Genomic DNA, 15,524 nt, shown 5'->3' with positions numbered 1-15,524 from the left:
TCAATGAAGAAGAGGAGGTTCAGACGGCAGAAACAAAAAAACACCCTTTCAGGTGTTTAAATGATTGGTTGCGGGGGCCGGATTTGAACCGACGACCTTCGGGTTATGAGCCCGACGAGCTACCAGGCTGCTCCACCCCGCGTCCGTGTCGTACTTTTTGCGCTTAGCGACTTTCAGATTATCACTTCTGTAAACTGCACAGAAGTATTGGTTGCGGGGGCCGGATTTGAACCGACGACCTTCGGGTTATGAGCCCGACGAGCTACCAGGCTGCTCCACCCCGCGTCCGTATCGTACTTTTTGCGCTTAGCGACTTTCACATTGTAACTTCTGTAAACTGCTGCAGAAGTATTGGTTGCGGGGGCCGGATTTGAACCGACGACCTTCGGGTTATGAGCCCGACGAGCTACCAGGCTGCTCCACCCCGCGTCCGTGGATGCGCACTATACTCCGCGCGTTATTTGATGCAACCCCTTTTTGCACACAAAGGCCAAATTTACAGTCAGTTGCTGAAGGATTCAACCATCTGATGAATTATTGAACTGATAGCCGGAGGCAGAAAGCGGATGGATTTCATTCTGCCGGGGGCTTTGCTATCGTCGCGGGACGAACATTTATAAAAAGAGACCATAATGAAAGCACACTGGGCCAGGATTGCTGTGACCGGCGCGTTGATCGCCCTGCTGGCGAGCTGTAGTTCTAAACCGACCGATCGCGGTCAGCAATATAAAGATGGCAAACTGGAACAGCCGCTGGCGCTGGTGAATCAGCCGAATGCCAAAGGCAGCCCGGTCAATGGCCGCGACTTTGGCGAGCAGGTGCGCCAGATTCAGACCGCATCATCCGGGCTGTACAGCCGCCAGAATGGGACCTACAGCGCGATTGAAAGCTGGCTGATGGCCGGTGCAGATACCCGCCAGCTGCAGCAGTTTGGCCTGAATGCCTGGCAGATGGAAGGTACGGATAACTACGGTAACGTGCAGTTCACCGGTTACTACACGCCGGTGGTTGAAGCGCGCTATACCCGTCAGGGTGAATTTCAGTATCCGATCTACCGGATGCCACCGCGTAAGCGCGGCGAGAAACTGCCAAGCCGCGCCTCTATCTATAGTGGCGGCCTCGATGACCGCTACGTCATCGCCTACAGCAACTCGCTGATTGATAACTTCATGATGGATGTGCAGGGCAGTGGCTACGTTGATTTTGGCGATGGTCGTCCGATGACCTTCTTTGGTTACGCCGGTAAAAATGGCTGGGGTTATCACAGTATCGGTAAAGAGCTGATCGATCGTGGTGAAGTGAAGCGTGAAGATATGTCGATGCAGGCGATTCGTCAGTGGGCGCAGGAACACTCGCCGCAGGAAGTCCGCTCGCTGCTGGAAACCAACCCATCTTTTGTCTTCTTTAAGCCGGAGCCGTTTACGCCGGTGCGGGGCGCCAGCGCGGTGCCGCTGGTTGCCAAAGCCTCGGTAGCGTCTGACCGTTCAATCATTCCGGCCGGAACGGCACTGCTGGCGGAAGTGCCGCAGCTAAATGAAAAAGGCAAATTCAACGGCAAATATGAGATGCGCCTGATGGTGGCGCTGGATGTGGGTGGCGCGATTAAAGGCCAGCACTTCGACATCTATCAGGGGATCGGGCCGGACGCCGCCCATCTGGCGGGCTTCTATAACCATTATGGCCGCGTCTGGGTACTGAAAGCCGCGCCGGGTGCCGGACAACCGCTGTTCTCCAGCCCGCAAAACGGTAATAATGGCTCACTGCTACTCGGTTCCAACTAATTTCTTCTCTGCGGGCCTGCGGGCCCGCACGACGTTACAGGTTCAAATATGAAAGTGTTAAATGATGCCTGGCACCAGCGGTTTGGTGGCACGGCGCGTCTGTATGGTCAGGATGCGTTGCAGCGTTTTGCTGATGCGCATTTCTGCGTCATCGGAATTGGCGGCGTCGGCTCCTGGGCGGCTGAAGCGCTGGCGCGCACCGGTATCGGCAAAATCACCCTGATTGACATGGATGATGTCTGTATCACCAATACCAACCGGCAGATTCATGCGCTCAACGGCAACGTCGGCAAAGCCAAAACAGAGGTGATGGCGGAGCGGCTGCGCGCAATAAATCCCGACTGTGAAGTGATCTGCATCGACGACTTTATTACGCCGGACAACACCGCCGAACTGATGGCGGCGGGTTTCGATTATGTGATCGATGCGATCGACAGCGTGCGGCCTAAAGCGGCGCTGATCGCCTGGTGTCGCCGCAACAGGATCCCCCTGATCACCACCGGCGGCGCAGGCGGTCAGATCGATCCGACGCAGATCCAGGTAGCCGATCTGGCGAAAACCATTCAGGACCCGCTGGCGGCTAAGTTGCGCGAACGGCTGAAAACTTTTGGCGTGGTGAAAAACAGTAAGGGGAAACTCGGCATCGACTGCGTCTTTTCTACCGAGGCGCTGGTCTATCCACAGCCTGACGGCAGCGTGTGTGCTTCACGCAGCACCGCTGAAGGGCCGAAAAGAATGGACTGCGCCGCCGGTTTTGGCTCAGCCACGATGGTGACCGCAACTTTTGGTTTTGTCGCCGTCTCACACGCGCTGAAGAAATATCTGGCACGCGCTGCCCGTCAGGCCGGACCCAGCGCCTGACGCGCCGACTGCTGGACCGCGGTTGAGAGCGCCTGTAATCCGCTGCTGCGTGAGGCGCTGAGCTGGGCGCGCAGACCCAGCTCATCGAACAGCGCCAGCGGATCGTTTTCCAGCAGCGTTTGCGGCGTCTGACCTTCCACCGCGGTAAGCAGTACCGCCAGCAGACCGCGAACGATGCGGCCTTCACTGTCACCATAGAAGTGCAGCGTGCCGTCCGGACGCAACTGGCTGCTCAGCCAGACCCGGTTTTCACAGCCGCTTAACTCAATCCCGGCTTTTTTAAGCGTCTCCGGTAACGCGGGCAGCTGACGACTCAGCTGAATCAGCTGGCGATAGCGATCTTCCCACTGGTGAAAGCGGCTAAAGGTCTCCTTCAGGCTTTCAACCGTAATCAACTCGCCAAATGGATGTGGCGCTAACAGCGGTGAACTCATCTCAACACTCCGATAACAGCGAAATGGCGCTGCGCATGGCGCGCACCAGGGCATCAACATCCTGCAAATTATTATAGGGCGCAAATGAGGCGCGGAGCGTCCCGCTGACCCCCAGCGCTGCCAGTAGGGGCTGGGCGCAGTGCTGACCGGCACGCAACGCAATGCCCTGTTCCGCCAGCAGAGTGACAATATCGCTGTGGTGCAGGCCACTAAATTCAAACGCTAACAGGCTGGCATGGCCGCAGCGAAAACTACGAAAGCCTGGCAGTTCCGCCAGCTGCTCTTCCGCCAGACTGGCGAGCTGCTGGCTCCACATTTCGGCTTTGGCCTGATCGTGCTGACCCAGCCAGCTAAGTGCCGCACTTAATCCGACCACGCCGGCGACGTTTGGCGTACCCGCTTCGAAGCGCCACGGCACCGGTTGCGCGGTAAAACCGTTGAAATCGACCGCCGTCAGCATTTTTCCGCCACCCTGCCACGGCGCCATCTCTTCCAGCAGCTCCGCTTTGCCATACAACACGCCAATGCCCATCGGGCCATAAATTTTATGGCCGGAAAAGGCGTAAAAATCGATATCCAGTGTCTGCACATCGGGTGGGCAGTGCACTACGCCCTGCGCACCGTCCACCATCACCCTGGCGCCGACCGCATGTGCCAGCTGGATTGCCTGGGCGATATCGGGACAGCCGCCGGTCACATTGGACATCTGGCTCACCGCCAGCAGGCGGGTTCGGCTGTTGAGCAGGGCGGGTAGTTGAGCGATATCCGGCAACCGATCGACACCCAGCGGCCATTTGACGACCCGCGCGCCGCACGCCTGTGCTGCCATCAGCCACGGCACCAGATTGGCGTGGTGCTCGGCTTCGCTCACCACAATCTCATCGCCCGGCTGCAAGCGTGGACGCAGCCAGCTGTTAGCCACCAGATTAATGGCTTCCGTGGTGCCACGCGTCCAGACAATCTGATGACCATCAGCGGCGTTAAGCCAATGGGCGACCTGGCTTCGCGCCTGCTCATATCGCTCGGTTAAAGCGCGTGCGGCGGCAAACTGGCTGCGGTGTACGGTGCCAGCGCTCAGGCTGTAGAACTGCTGAATGCTGTCGATCACCGCCTGCGGTTTCAGGGTGGTCGCGGCGCTGTCAAGGTAGACACCGGCATCGGCGAGTGCGGGAAACTGCTGGCGAAACGCCGTTGGGTTAAATACGGTCATGCTCGGCCCATGATGAGAATAAATAGGACCAGACTGAAAGAATGGTCTCTGTCTGGCAAAGCTGGAAAAGCGCGTTATGCTGATTATTGCAAGGTTTAAACCAAACCCGCACAACGATCGAACAATATTTGGTCGATCACACTTATCTGCTGCCTCTGGTTAGCGTAACGCGGGTGGTTTGATGCAATCAATCTGCAAGGAGATAGAAGATGAAAAAACTCACCGCAGTGCTGGCCGTGTGTACCCTGGCCTTTACCCTGACTGCCTGTTCCAGCAACTATGTGATGCACACTAATGATGGCCGTACCATTGTTGCCGACGGTAAACCAAAGGTAGACGATGAAACCGGTATGATCAGCTATAAAGATGCCAATGGCAACGAGCAGCAGATCAACCGTTCAGATGTCAAAGAAATGGTTGAGATGGGCCAGTAATTGAGCAAAAAAAAAGCACCGCATTTTGCGGTGCTATTTAAAAATCACTATGGACAGACAGGGTAAATCTACAGGAATTAAGAGCTTGATCCGCAATCGTCGGATCAAAAATTGCAAACACAACATCACGACCACAAGCCAAAAGCTTTCAGAAAATCTGCGAACTCACTCACAATTCTAAAAACTTTTCGTTCCGGCTCAGGAAGTGCGGCAACTATAGGTATTTGCTGGAGGTTCCTCAACGGACAAATTATAATGTCTCGGATTAAAAATTCTAATACGTAAAGGGTGAGTATTAGCCCGCGTGTTTTTTGCCGATCCGGATACGGAAAACCATGTCGAAACGCCTTCCTCCTCTTAACGCCCTGCGGGTATTTGATGCCGCCGCGCGCCATTTAAGCTTTACCAAAGCCGCTGAAGAGCTTTTCGTCACCCAGGCAGCTGTAAGCCATCAGATTAAATCTCTGGAAGATTTTCTCGGTCTGAAGCTGTTTCGCCGGAGGAATCGTTCGCTTTTGCTGACTGAAGAAGGTCAAAGCTACTATCTGGATATCAAAGAGATCTTCTCGGCGCTCAACGAAGCCACGCGTAAATTGCAGGCACGCAGCGCCAAGGGTGCGCTGACCGTCAGTTTACTGCCGAGCTTTGCGATTCAGTGGCTGGTTCCACGCCTCTCCAGCTTTAATATGGCTTATCCGGGGATCGACGTACGGATTCAGGCGGTTGACCGTGACGAAGAGAAACTGGCCGATGATGTCGACGTGGCGATTTTTTATGGTCGCGGCAACTGGCCAGGCCTGCGGGTTGAGAAGCTCTACGCTGAATATTTATTGCCCGTCTGCTCGCCTTCGCTGATGACCGGCGACAATCCGCTTAAAACACCGATGGATCTGGCGCGCTTCACGCTACTGCATGATGCCTCACGGCGTGACTGGCAATCCTATATCCGCCAGCTCGGCTTGCAGCATATCAACGTTCAGCAGGGTCCCATCTTCAGCCACAGCGCGATGGTATTACAGGCTGCGATTCACGGTCAGGGCGTCGCGCTGGCCAATAACGTGATGGCGCAAAGCGAAATCGAGGCCGGGCGTTTAATCTGTCCGTTTAACGACGTATTAGTCAGTAAAAATGCTTTTTATCTGGTTTGTCATGACAGTCAGGCAGAACTGGGTAAAATAGCCGCCTTTCGACAGTGGATCCTGGAAAAAGCTGCAACTGAACAAGAAAAATTCCGCTTTCGATACCAACAATAACGTCTTGATTTTATTGCATTGCGATGCAAACGCACTCTGAGGATCGTTTCATGTCCAGTCGTGCCATGTTTATCTTTGCTGCCATTAGCGGATTTTTGCTGGTGGCGTTTGGTGCTTTTGGTGCCCACGTATTGAGTAAATCGCTCGGACCGGCTGAGATGGCCTGGATTCATACCGGGCTGGAATATCAGGCTTATCACACCTTAGCGGTGATGGGGCTGGGTGCTGCGATGCTGCGCCGCGCCAATATCTGGTTTTACTGGAGCAGTGCGCTGATGGCGCTCGGCACCGTACTCTTCAGCGGCAGCCTCTACTGTCTGGCGCTGTCGCATCTGAAGTTTTGGGTTTTTATCACCCCAGTGGGAGGATTATGCTTCCTCGCCGGTTGGGTATTGATGTTGATTGGCGCGCTGCGTCTTAAACGAAGGGCAGAACGCCATGAATAAAGTTTTACTCTATTGCCGTCCCGGTTTTGAAAAAGAGTGTGCGGCAGAAATCAGCGCTAAAGCTGCTGAACGCGAAGTCTACGGCTTCCCGCGGGTTAAAGAGGATTCCGGCTATGTGCTGTTTGAGTGTTATCAGTTTGAGGACGCCGAACGACTGGTACGTGAATTACCCTTTGACGATCTGATTTTTGCACGACAGATGCTGGTGGTGGGCGAACTGCTGCGCGATCTGCCGCAGGAAGACCGGATTACACCGATTGTCGGTATGCTGACCGGCGTGGTGGAAAAGGGCGGCGAACTGCGCGTTGAGGTGCCGGACACCAACGAAGCGAAAGAGCTGACTAAATTCTGCCGCAAGTTCACCGTACCGCTCCGTTCCGCGCTGCGCGAAAGCAAAATTTTGCTCAACTATGAAAGCCCGAAACGTCCGGTCGTGCATGTGTTTTTCATTGCGCCGGGTACCTGTTATGTCGGCTATTCGCTGCCGGAAAACAGTTCTGCTTTCTACATGGGTATTCCGCGGCTTAAATTCCCGTCTGATGCGCCGAGTCGTTCAACCCTGAAACTGGAAGAGGCGTTTCACGTCTTTATTCCGGCTGATGAATGGGATGAACGTCTCGCCAGCGGCATGTATGCCGTCGATCTCGGTGCCTGTCCTGGCGGCTGGACCTATCAACTGGTGCAGCGCAGCATGATGGTCTATGCGGTCGACAACGGTCCAATGGCACCGAGCCTGATGGATACCGGGCAGGTGATGCACGAACGCGCCGATGGATTTAAATTCCGTCCGCCGCGCACCAACATCAGCTGGCTGGTGTGCGACATGGTTGAGAAACCGGTGCGGGTAGCGAATCTGATGACCGACTGGCTGGTAAACGGCTGGTGCCGTGAGGCGATCTTCAACCTCAAGTTGCCGATGAAAAAGCGCTACGAAGAGGTGACGCAGAATCTGGCGATGATTCAGGAGCGGTTTGATGAGAACGGCATCAATGCGCAGATCCGCGCGCGCCAGCTCTATCACGATCGCGAAGAAGTCACGGTACACATTCGCCGAATCTGGGCCGCAGTGGGTGGCCGTCGCGACGAGCGCTGATTAACCGGCTGAGTGTTCGCGGCTGAGGGTTTCGGCACTCAGCCGCTGTATCGTAACGTATTCAGATTGCCCTGCAGAACCAGATCCCGCTTCAGCGTCGCCACCTCGCGACTCAACTCCGCCATCTGCTGACCGTTGGCTAATTTGTCGCGCCATTTTGGCGGCACCTGATCCAGGTGCTGATAGATCCCGTCGAGCGAATGAAAGTCTGACAACAGCTGTTTAGCACTTTTTGGCCCGATGCCGGTAATGCCAGGGATCTTGCTGCTGCTGATGCCACACAATCCCCAGAAATCGGGTAGCAGCTGCGGTGCCACACCAAACTCAGCTTCGATAAAGGGCAGATCAAGCCAGCGCTTCTGAAAGTAGTCACGAATGCGGATTTCCGGTGCCAGTAGCTGACAGTAACCTTTGTCTGTAGAGACGATGGTGGCCTGATGTCCGGCCTGCGCCATTTTTACTGCCAGCGTCGCGGCTAAATCATCTGCCTCATCCTGTTCGGCAATCCAGCAGCTGACGCCAGCGTCACGAAACGCCTGCTGCAACGCCGGCATTTCCGCCTGCAGATCGTCGGGCATCGGCGGACGGCCGCTTTTGTAATCCGGCAGGCGCTGATGACGCCAGCCATGATGGCGGGCTTCGCCATCAAATACCGCCACGACGTGGGTGGGACGGGTATGCCCTAATAGCTGGCGCAGTGCCGCCACGCAGCCATCGACGCAGGGCGATCCCTGCACCGCATGTAGCCGGCGTATCAGGTTTAACGCATCCACGATAAGAAGATGTAGAGCCATGAGCATCCTGGCAGCCTGACGGCTGCCTCCTGGTTTATTTGATGATTTCGTAGCAGGGGATGTAGGCGGTGCCCGGCAGCTTCATACGTTGCTGCGCAACAAATCCCTGTAGCAGTTCGTCCATGCGATGCATGATGTCGGCGTCGCCATGCAGTTTATAGCGACCTTTTTCGCGGATTTCGCGGATTCCCATCTCTTTCACGTTACCGGCGACGATGCCTGAAAAGGCGCGACGTAAATCGGCGGCCAGTTTTTCCGGCGGCTGGTTGGTGTAAAGGTTGAGGTTGGCCATATTTTCATGGGTCGGCAGGAAAGGCACCTGCAGATCCGGCGCGATGCGAATCGACCAGTTAAAGCTGTAGGCATCGCCCGTTTCACGACGATACTCTTTCACCTGCGGCATCGCTTTCTTCATCAGACGCGCCACTTCAGCGGCATCGTTGATAATAATCTGATAGTGCTTACGCGCCTGCTCGCCCAGCGTGCTGACGATGAAGTCATCCAGCACCCGGAAGTAATCTGCGCTCTCTTCAGGCCCGGTCAGGATCAGCGGTAACACCTGATCGCTGTTGTGCGGATTCATCATGATGCCGAGCAGATAGAGCAACTCTTCTGCGGTGCCGACCCCGCCAGGGAAGATAATGATGCCGTGGGCGATGCGGACAAAGGCCTCAAGGCGCTTCTCAATATCCGGCATGATGATCAGCTCATTCACCAGCGGATTAGGCGGCTCGGCTGCAATGATTGAGGGTTCTGTCAGACCAATAAAGCGGCTGTCCCGGTAGCGCTGCTGAGCATGGCCCACCGCGGCCCCTTTCATTGGCGCTTCCATCACCCCTGGCCCGCAGCCAGTACAGATGTTCAGTTCACGCAGCCCCAGCTGGGTACCGACATTACGGCAATACTGATATTCCACCGCATTAATGGAATGGCCGCCCCAGCACACCACGGTGTTGGGATACTCGCCGATGTGCAGCGCACGGGCATTACGCAGAATGGAAAACACGGTGTTGGTGATGGCGGCAGAATCGTTCTCTTCTGCGGCGCTTAAACGGCCCGGCGCATTAAGCTGACCGCTGACAAACAGAATGTCGCGCAGTACGGCAAACAGGTTGGCCTGCAATGAACGAATGATGCGTCCATCAACGAACGCCTCTTCCGGTGGGTTGATCAGTTCCAGTTTGACGCCGCGCTCACGGCGCAGCACGTTGATATCAAAATTCTCAAAGCGGGAGAGTAATTCCTGGCTGCTGTCGGTCTGACTGCCGGAGTTCAGCACCGCCAGCGAGCAGTTGCGAAACAGTTGGTACAGGTCGCTGCTGGCCGTGCGTTTCAGCATATCGACTTCCAGCTGCGAGAGCAGATCCATTGAGCCAAGAGGGCTGATATGGGTAATCAAATGAACTCCTTTACACCCGCCTGGGTGACTGTTGACACTGCAAACGCAGTGACGAAAATCCCTGGTCGGCAATCCGCAGAATGCCGCCATCTCCAGAGTAGCCTTGTCGGCCCGCGTAGCTCAAGTGGAACCACGTCTGTCGCGCACAGCCTGCGAGAGATCTCGCAAACTACTGACGCACCAGACGCGAATAACCGGGAGAGAAGGGCACATTACTGCGCCACGGATTGATGTCGAGCCCGCCACGCCGCGTATAGCGCGCATAGACCGTCAGCGTCTCAGGATGACAGAAACGCAGCAGGTCATTAAAGATGCGCTCAACACACTGCTCATGAAATTCGTTGTGCTGGCGGAACGACACCAGATAGCGCAGCAGCGCTTCGCGGTCGATACGCGGGCCTTTATAACGAATCATCACCGAACCCCAGTCGGGCTGATGGGTAATCAGGCAGTTCGATTTGAGCAGATGGCTGACCAGCGTCTCTTCAACGATTTCGCTGCCAGCCGCATCAGCCAGATAGTCAGCATTGAAGCGGTAATCCTCGATGGCGATATCCTGCTCATCAATGCAGTAACCGTCGAAGTGGCCGATCGGCTGTCCTTCAATTTCATTGAGCCGGAACAGCGCGACCCGCACTTCACCGTCAGCACAGGCGCTGAGATCGCGCTCCAGCGTCTGGCGCACCTCGCCCCAGTCGGCGAAGCGGGTCTGATTAAAACTGTTCAGGTAGAGCTTAAAACTTTTCGATTCGATCAGGTTGCGGCTGTGCGCATCCAGCACCACTTCACCGACGGCCACCTGTGGCAGCCCTTTGCTGTTCAGCCACGACAGTTCATATAATGTCCAGATATCGCTGCCGCTGAACGGCAGGCTTTCCGGAAACAGGCCGAGCGGTTCACGGTTCAGGCTACGCGGTACCGCCTGCAACAAACTGTTGTCGTAGCGATCGTGATAGGCTGTGGGTTTGCCCAGCGTCAGGTTGCTGAGGGCCTGATCCTGTTCGTGAGTAGTCATTGCGGTTACCACCAAAATTAATCAAAGTGGCTAAGTGTAACCTATCAGAAGTGAGAATATGAATGACGCAGCACACTGCCGCCGCATTGCGCGACTTTACTACCCGCTATTGTCAGCACTGGCAACAGCACGCTGGCCACGCGCCCGCCAGCAGCGATCTTTATGGCGTACCGTCGCCCTGTGCGCTGGAAGACCGCGACCAGCAGGTTCTGTGGCAGCCACAACCTTTTACGCTACCGCCCAGCCTGGATGCAGTGGGGCGAGCGATCGACCTGCAGTTGCAGCCGCAGATTACCGCGTTTTATACCACCCAGTTTGCCGGAGACATGCAAGCCCGCTTCGGCCAGCAAAACCTGACGCTGTTGCAGGTCTGGAGTGAAGAGGATTTTCTGCGGTTACAGGAGAATCTGATTGGTCATTTACTGATGCAGCGCCGGTTACGTCAGTCACCCACCCTGTTTATCGCCACCACCGAGTCAGAGCAGGCGATTATCTCGTTATCAAATCTCAGTGGGGAAGTGATACTTGAGCAGCCTGGTGGTAAGAAGCGCGAGGTTTTAGCGGAAAGTATTGAGATATTTCTTAAATCATTACAGCCGGTTAGCGCGTGATATGCAGTGATCACCCTGAGTTGTTGTGAGATATCTCTTACAAGCTGTGTGAGAGATCGTCAGATATCACTTGAGACATCCGGATGGCCCGGATGTAAAAAGATTGTGAATCATCGACTTAATGGCGTTAATCTGAAATTGTGTCACTAAGACACTGAACTTACGCTTTTAGTCACTTGTATGCACAAAACGTTCTGTCAGAATGTTTCGCACTGGCAGGATGCTGGGGACAACAGATATTCTCAGGATTGGGGATAAGCCATGAGGCAGGAACGTAACGGAGTTTACGTCACAGGGAAGGTTTCAGGACGAAACAGGATCGCTCAGGATTGAGTAAGGGACACCTCCAGGATGGAGAATGAGAGCCCCTCAGAAGAGGTGGTGGGCCAGGATGCTAAGGATTCATCAGGATGATGCGCGACTGGAGTTCGCACTGGAAAAGTTGTCAGGGAAGAGCAGGGAGCATTAACGTAGCGGGATGGCTGCAAACGAACCGGGAGCACTGTTTATACAGTGCTCCCTTTTTTTGTGCCTGCGCCAACAAGTGATATGCTTGCCGCCCGTTTTTTTACTGCCCGCTGGAGGTGGCGCATGACCCCTGAACAATTGATTATGCAACGGCTGGAGCAGGTTGAAGCGGTGTTGCGTGAGCACGATCTCTGGCAAAGCACGCCCCCTGAAGCCAGCGCCTTCGACAGCCGCGAACCGTTTTGCCTGGATACCCTTGAACCGCTGCAATGGCTGCAATGGGTGTTGATTCCCCGTATGCACGCCCTGATTGCAGCCCGGCATCCGCTGCCGAAAAACTTTGCGGTTGCCCCCTATTATGAAGTGGCACTGGTGCCTGACCAGCCCGGCGTTGCGCCGCTGTTGCTGACGCTGCGTCAGCTTGATGCGTTACTCAAGGATGCGGCTGTCTGATGCTGGAAATCATTTATCAGGACGAGTGGCTGGTGGCGGTCAACAAACCCAGTGGCTGGCTGGTGCATCGCAGCTGGCTGGACCGGCATGAAACGGTGTTTGTGATGCAGACGGTGCGCGATCAGATCGGTCAGCATGTCTTTACCGCGCACCGGCTGGATCGTCCCACTTCAGGCGTATTGCTGATGGGATTATCCAGTGAAGTCGGACGCCTGCTGTCGCAGCAGTTTGAGCAGCACCAGATGCAGAAAACCTACCATGCGGTGCTACGCGGCTGGCTGGAAACCGGCGGTACGCTGGACTACCCGCTGGTGGAAGAGCTGGACAAAATTGCCGATAAGCACGCCACTGAAGCGCGCACCGCGCAGCCAGCGGTCACGGATTATCAGTCGCTGGCTACGGTGGAGATGCCGGTGGGCATTGGCCGTTATCCTGCGTCGCGCTATAGCCTGGTGGAACTGTCACCGAAAACTGGTCGCAAGCATCAGTTGCGGCGTCACATGTCGCACCTGCGTCATCCGATTATCGGCGACTCCGCCCACGGCGACCTGCGCCAGAATCGCGGCGCGGCAGAGCACTTCGGGGCTAACCGCCTGATGTTGCACGCCAGCAGTCTGGCGCTGACCCATCCGGTGACCGGCGAGCCGCTGCTGATTCGAGCCGGTCTGGATAGCGTCTGGCAGAACCTGATGACGCAGTTTGGCTGGCAGGATTGCATTCCTGAGGTACCGCGGGTTGAGTTTGCTGCGGCGCCAGGAGAGGATAAGGTTTCAGAATAACGGAGAAGGCAGATGGCAAAGATTGGCATTTTTGTAGGCACGGTATATGGCAATGCGCTGTTAGTGGCGGAAGAGGCAGAGCCGATTCTGCAACAGCAGGGCCACAGCGTGACGGTATTTGAAGATCCGACGCTGGCAGACTGGCAGGCTTACGCCAGCGACGTTGCGTTGATCGTGACCTCCACAACCGGACACGGCGACTTTCCGGATACCATTTCCGGGCTGTTTCACGCGGTAAAAGATCAGCTGGGTCATCAGCCAACGCTACGTTATGGCGTGATTGCGCTGGGTGACAGCAGCTACGACCACTTTTGTGGCGCGGGTAAAACCTTTGATGCATTGTTGCAGGAACACAGCGCCCAGCGCGTTGGCGACGTTCTGCTGGTCGATGCCAGTGAGAATCCGGAACCGGAAGCGGTGACCTCTCCCTGGGTTGAGGCCTGGGGCGCGCTGCTGTAATTCCGCCAGGCCTGCTCTCTTATCCCAGCCTCTTTAGCTGATGCGGCTGGCCCGGTCCGCCGTCACGGGCATCCGGGTCCGGCTCCGATCAGGTCACCGGTGCCGGATTGAACACCGCCAGCTGATTGCGGATTCCCCAGCGATCTGACCAGGTCTGTTTGCGACCGCTGGCGATATCCAGAATCAACTCAAACAGTCGCCAGCCTACCTGCTCAATGCTCTCTTCGCCGGTGGCGATCGTACCGGCATTGATATCCATCAGATCGTGCCAGCGCTCGGCCAGCGCATTACGCGTTGCCATCTTAATCACCGGAATGGCCGCCAGTCCGTACGGCGTACCGCGTCCGGTAGTGAACACCTGCAGAGTAATGCCGGAAGCCATCTGCTGGGTGCCACAGACAAAATCGCTGGCTGGAGTCGCGGCATAGATTAAGCCGCGTCGGGTAGGGCGCTGACCTGGCGACAGCACTTCGACAATCGCACTGCGACCCGATTTAGCGATCGAGCCGAGCGCTTTTTCCACCACGTTTGCCAGTCCGCCTTTTTTATTACCAGGCGACGGGTTGGCGCTGCGATCGGTCTGACCCTGATTCAGGTAGTCATCATACCAGGCCATCTCTTCCAGTAAGCGCTTACCAACCTCTTCATTAATGACGCGCGGCGTCAGCAGATGAATCGCATCACGCACCTCAGTGACCTCCGAGAACATCACCGTAGCGCCACAGCGCACCAGCAGATCGGAGGCGAAACCAACCGCAGGATTGGCCGTCACGCCCGAAAAGGCATCGCTGCCGCCGCACTGCATGCCGACAACCAGCTCAGAAGCCGGACAGGTTTCGCGCTGGCGCTGATTCAGTCGCTTCAGGTGGCGCTCGGCGACCTGCAAAATTTCGTCAACCATCGCGCCGAACCCAACCAACTTCTCATCCTGCAGCCGCACAATGTCATGCTCCTCCAGCGAGATCGGCTGCACGTCTGGCGTGCCGGTCAGCAACCGTTCCGGCTGTAATTTTTCACAGCCGAGACTGACAATCATCACTTCGCCGCCGAAGTTGGCGTTCAGCGCCAGGTTGTGGATGGTGCGAATCGGCACCACTGCCGCCGGCGCATTGATCGCCACGCCGCAGCCATAAAGATGGTTCAGTGCCACCACGCCATCGACATTGGGATAGCGCGGCAGTAAATCGCGTTCAATCAGCTGTACCACATGGTCAACCACGCCTGCCACGCAGTGTACGCTGGTGGTGATGCCGAGCAGGTTACGGGTGCCGACGCTGCCATCGGCGTTGCGATAGCCTTCAAAGGTGTAGCCTTCCAGCGCCGGCAGTTCGGCAGGCACCTGGGTCGCCAGCGGCAGGCTCTCAAGCGGCGGGGCTTCCGGCAGAGCCACCAGCGACTCATCTATCCAGCTCCCTTCGGCGATGTCGCGTAGCGCATAACCGATCACTTCACCGTAGCGCAGAATGGGTGCGCCCTGCGCAATCGCGCTCAGCGCCACTTTATGACCCTGAGGCACATGCTCCGTCAGCGTCAGGCCATCAGCGAAACGGGTGCCGGCGGGCAAGCCCAGGCTGTTGACCACAATCGCGACATTGTCGAGCTCATGGACTTTGATATAGAGCGGTTGTTCGGTTGTAGTAGGGGTCATCGCTCACCTTCCGGTCTGTCGCACCGTACTTTTGCGGTGCGTTGTTGTGATAGTCGCTGTCACAGTTTGCCAGTTTCAGTATAAGGAGGCGCTGCAGGCTGTGCATTGTGCAATTGACCGGCTTTGAAAAGATTTGTCGCGGCGTTTTGGGTCGATTATCCAAAAGCAAGTGAAGAACCTCACAAACAGCGGGGGAAAACGGCTTTCCGGCCTGTTGAGAGGCGGTTATTTACAGGTTCCGTGAGCCATGCCGCAGGATTCTGTGCAAACGCCAAATAATCCAGTAAACATCAATCCTATTCCAGGGCGATGCTCCAATGTCATCGCCGCAGGGTGTTCTTATACTGATTTCCGTTAGCCAAAGTCAGGTTATCCGTCACGACGCT

General features: G+C 56.1%; 16 protein-coding genes and 3 tRNA genes. 10 read left to right on the top strand and 9 right to left on the bottom strand.

All coding sequences use genetic code 11. From position 1 onward, the window contains the following. Nucleotides 1–65: 65 nt before the first annotated feature. The 3 genes from WFK59_RS16075 to WFK59_RS16065 all read right to left on the bottom strand — a co-directional run bounded on the left by WFK59_RS16075 (nucleotide 66) and on the right by WFK59_RS16065 (nucleotide 429). Nucleotides 66–142: transfer RNA gene (locus tag WFK59_RS16075), tRNA-Met, on the bottom strand. Nucleotides 143–208: 66 nt separating this feature from the next. Beyond that, nucleotides 209–285: transfer RNA gene (locus tag WFK59_RS16070), tRNA-Met, on the bottom strand. A 67-nt stretch (nucleotides 286–352) separates the two neighbouring features. Continuing rightward, nucleotides 353–429: transfer RNA gene (locus tag WFK59_RS16065), tRNA-Met, on the bottom strand. Between the two features lie 203 nt (nucleotides 430–632). On the opposite strand from WFK59_RS16065, the gene mltA reads away from it, so the two are divergent. Both mltA and tcdA read left to right on the top strand, forming a co-directional pair. Continuing rightward, the gene (gene mltA / locus WFK59_RS16060; protein ID WP_094120825.1) at nucleotides 633–1,781 is read left to right on the top strand and encodes a murein transglycosylase A; all 1,149 of its coding nucleotides are present in this window, start codon (nucleotides 633–635) and stop codon (nucleotides 1,779–1,781) included. Nucleotides 1,782–1,829: 48 nt separating this feature from the next. Beyond that, entirely contained in the window at nucleotides 1,830–2,642 is an 813-nt protein-coding gene (tcdA, locus tag WFK59_RS16055) for a tRNA cyclic N6-threonylcarbamoyladenosine(37) synthase TcdA (RefSeq protein WP_336756406.1), read from the top strand. Here tcdA and csdE read toward each other — a convergent pair. Beyond that, entirely contained in the window at nucleotides 2,621–3,076 is a 456-nt protein-coding gene (gene csdE, locus WFK59_RS16050; protein WP_336756404.1) for a cysteine desulfurase sulfur acceptor subunit CsdE, read from the bottom strand. The two genes, tcdA and csdE, sit on opposite strands and share 22 nt — an antisense overlap. 1 nt (nucleotide 3,077) lies before the next feature. Next, nucleotides 3,078–4,286: a cysteine desulfurase CsdA gene (gene csdA, locus WFK59_RS16045; protein ID WP_336756402.1), complete on the bottom strand. Its 1,209-nt coding sequence runs from the start codon at nucleotides 4,284–4,286 to the stop codon at nucleotides 3,078–3,080. Nucleotides 4,287–4,495: 209 nt separating this feature from the next. On the opposite strand from csdA, the gene WFK59_RS16040 reads away from it, so the two are divergent. The 4 genes from WFK59_RS16040 to rlmM all read left to right on the top strand — a co-directional run bounded on the left by WFK59_RS16040 (nucleotide 4,496) and on the right by rlmM (nucleotide 7,512). Next, nucleotides 4,496–4,720, top strand: a complete 225-nt coding sequence (locus WFK59_RS16040) for a YgdI/YgdR family lipoprotein (RefSeq protein ID WP_233987254.1) — start codon at nucleotides 4,496–4,498, stop codon at nucleotides 4,718–4,720. Between the two features lie 335 nt (nucleotides 4,721–5,055). Further along, nucleotides 5,056–5,973 (top strand): transcriptional regulator GcvA, encoded by a 918-nt coding sequence (locus WFK59_RS16035; protein WP_233987255.1) that lies wholly within the window; start codon nucleotides 5,056–5,058, stop codon nucleotides 5,971–5,973. A gap of 50 nt (nucleotides 5,974–6,023) precedes the next feature. Further along, nucleotides 6,024–6,419: a DUF423 domain-containing protein gene (locus WFK59_RS16030; protein ID WP_031374718.1), complete on the top strand. Its 396-nt coding sequence runs from the start codon at nucleotides 6,024–6,026 to the stop codon at nucleotides 6,417–6,419. Next, entirely contained in the window at nucleotides 6,412–7,512 is a 1,101-nt protein-coding gene (gene rlmM / locus WFK59_RS16025) for a 23S rRNA (cytidine(2498)-2'-O)-methyltransferase RlmM (RefSeq protein ID WP_336756400.1), read from the top strand. The genes WFK59_RS16030 and rlmM overlap by 8 nt, the downstream gene beginning before the upstream one ends. Before the next feature lie 38 nt (nucleotides 7,513–7,550). Here the strand turns inward: rlmM and xni are convergent, their stop codons facing one another. The 3 genes from xni to queF form a co-directional block, all read right to left on the bottom strand. Continuing rightward, nucleotides 7,551–8,306 (bottom strand): flap endonuclease Xni, encoded by a 756-nt coding sequence (xni, locus tag WFK59_RS16020; RefSeq protein WP_233987257.1) that lies wholly within the window; start codon nucleotides 8,304–8,306, stop codon nucleotides 7,551–7,553. 34 nt (nucleotides 8,307–8,340) lie between these two features. After that, nucleotides 8,341–9,705 carry a nucleotide 5'-monophosphate nucleosidase PpnN gene (ppnN, locus tag WFK59_RS16015; RefSeq protein ID WP_233987258.1) on the bottom strand — a complete coding sequence of 455 codons (1,365 nt, stop codon included), beginning with the start codon at nucleotides 9,703–9,705 and terminating at the stop codon, nucleotides 8,341–8,343. A 169-nt stretch (nucleotides 9,706–9,874) separates the two neighbouring features. Next, nucleotides 9,875–10,720: an NADPH-dependent 7-cyano-7-deazaguanine reductase QueF gene (gene queF, locus WFK59_RS16010; RefSeq protein ID WP_233987259.1), complete on the bottom strand. Its 846-nt coding sequence runs from the start codon at nucleotides 10,718–10,720 to the stop codon at nucleotides 9,875–9,877. Between the two features lie 62 nt (nucleotides 10,721–10,782). On the opposite strand from queF, the gene syd reads away from it, so the two are divergent. The 4 genes from syd (at nucleotide 10,783) to WFK59_RS15990 (ending at nucleotide 13,490) form a co-directional block, all read left to right on the top strand. Continuing rightward, entirely contained in the window at nucleotides 10,783–11,331 is a 549-nt protein-coding gene (gene syd / locus WFK59_RS16005) for a SecY-interacting protein (RefSeq protein ID WP_336756398.1), read from the top strand. 591 nt (nucleotides 11,332–11,922) lie between these two features. Beyond that, nucleotides 11,923–12,252 (top strand): YqcC family protein, encoded by a 330-nt coding sequence (locus tag WFK59_RS16000; RefSeq protein ID WP_233987261.1) that lies wholly within the window; start codon nucleotides 11,923–11,925, stop codon nucleotides 12,250–12,252. Further along, entirely contained in the window at nucleotides 12,252–13,031 is a 780-nt protein-coding gene (gene truC, locus WFK59_RS15995; RefSeq protein WP_233987262.1) for a tRNA pseudouridine(65) synthase TruC, read from the top strand. Before WFK59_RS16000 ends, truC begins: the two co-directional genes overlap by 1 nt. A gap of 12 nt (nucleotides 13,032–13,043) precedes the next feature. Then, complete coding sequence (locus WFK59_RS15990; RefSeq protein WP_094120838.1) at nucleotides 13,044–13,490, top strand: flavodoxin; 447 nt, start codon at nucleotides 13,044–13,046, stop codon at nucleotides 13,488–13,490. A gap of 88 nt (nucleotides 13,491–13,578) precedes the next feature. Here WFK59_RS15990 and garD read toward each other — a convergent pair whose 3' ends face one another. After that, complete coding sequence (gene garD / locus WFK59_RS15985) at nucleotides 13,579–15,138, bottom strand: galactarate dehydratase (RefSeq protein ID WP_233987263.1); 1,560 nt, start codon at nucleotides 15,136–15,138, stop codon at nucleotides 13,579–13,581. Nucleotides 15,139–15,524 lie beyond the last annotated feature (386 nt).

The sequence above is a fragment of the Pantoea sp. USHLN298 genome (assembly GCF_037149395.1).
Taxonomy (GTDB): Bacteria; Pseudomonadota; Gammaproteobacteria; order Enterobacterales; family Enterobacteriaceae; genus Pantoea; species Pantoea astica.
Note: the sequence above shows the minus strand (reverse complement) of the source record. Positions and strands in the feature narration are given on the sequence as shown.

Bases quoted from the DNA above. Each gene is read 5' to 3' on its own strand.
- WFK59_RS15990 (WP_094120838.1), top strand. From the start codon at position 13,044: ATGGCAAAGATTGGCATTTTTGTAGGCACGGTATATGGCAATGCGCTG.
- csdE (WP_336756404.1), bottom strand. From the start codon at position 3,076: ATGAGTTCACCGCTGTTAGCGCCACATCCATTTGGCGAGTTGATTACG.
- WFK59_RS16000 (WP_233987261.1), top strand. From the start codon at position 11,923: ATGACCCCTGAACAATTGATTATGCAACGGCTGGAGCAGGTTGAAGCG.
- mltA (WP_094120825.1), top strand. From the start codon at position 633: ATGAAAGCACACTGGGCCAGGATTGCTGTGACCGGCGCGTTGATCGCC.
- WFK59_RS16035 (WP_233987255.1), top strand. From the start codon at position 5,056: ATGTCGAAACGCCTTCCTCCTCTTAACGCCCTGCGGGTATTTGATGCC.
- tcdA (WP_336756406.1), top strand. From the start codon at position 1,830: ATGAAAGTGTTAAATGATGCCTGGCACCAGCGGTTTGGTGGCACGGCG.
- syd (WP_336756398.1), top strand. From the start codon at position 10,783: ATGACGCAGCACACTGCCGCCGCATTGCGCGACTTTACTACCCGCTAT.
- garD (WP_233987263.1), bottom strand. From the start codon at position 15,138: ATGACCCCTACTACAACCGAACAACCGCTCTATATCAAAGTCCATGAG.
- truC (WP_233987262.1), top strand. From the start codon at position 12,252: ATGCTGGAAATCATTTATCAGGACGAGTGGCTGGTGGCGGTCAACAAA.
- xni (WP_233987257.1), bottom strand. From the start codon at position 8,306: ATGGCTCTACATCTTCTTATCGTGGATGCGTTAAACCTGATACGCCGG.
- rlmM (WP_336756400.1), top strand. From the start codon at position 6,412: ATGAATAAAGTTTTACTCTATTGCCGTCCCGGTTTTGAAAAAGAGTGT.
- queF (WP_233987259.1), bottom strand. From the start codon at position 10,720: ATGACTACTCACGAACAGGATCAGGCCCTCAGCAACCTGACGCTGGGC.
- WFK59_RS16030 (WP_031374718.1), top strand. From the start codon at position 6,024: ATGTCCAGTCGTGCCATGTTTATCTTTGCTGCCATTAGCGGATTTTTG.
- WFK59_RS16040 (WP_233987254.1), top strand. From the start codon at position 4,496: ATGAAAAAACTCACCGCAGTGCTGGCCGTGTGTACCCTGGCCTTTACC.
- csdA (WP_336756402.1), bottom strand. From the start codon at position 4,286: ATGACCGTATTTAACCCAACGGCGTTTCGCCAGCAGTTTCCCGCACTC.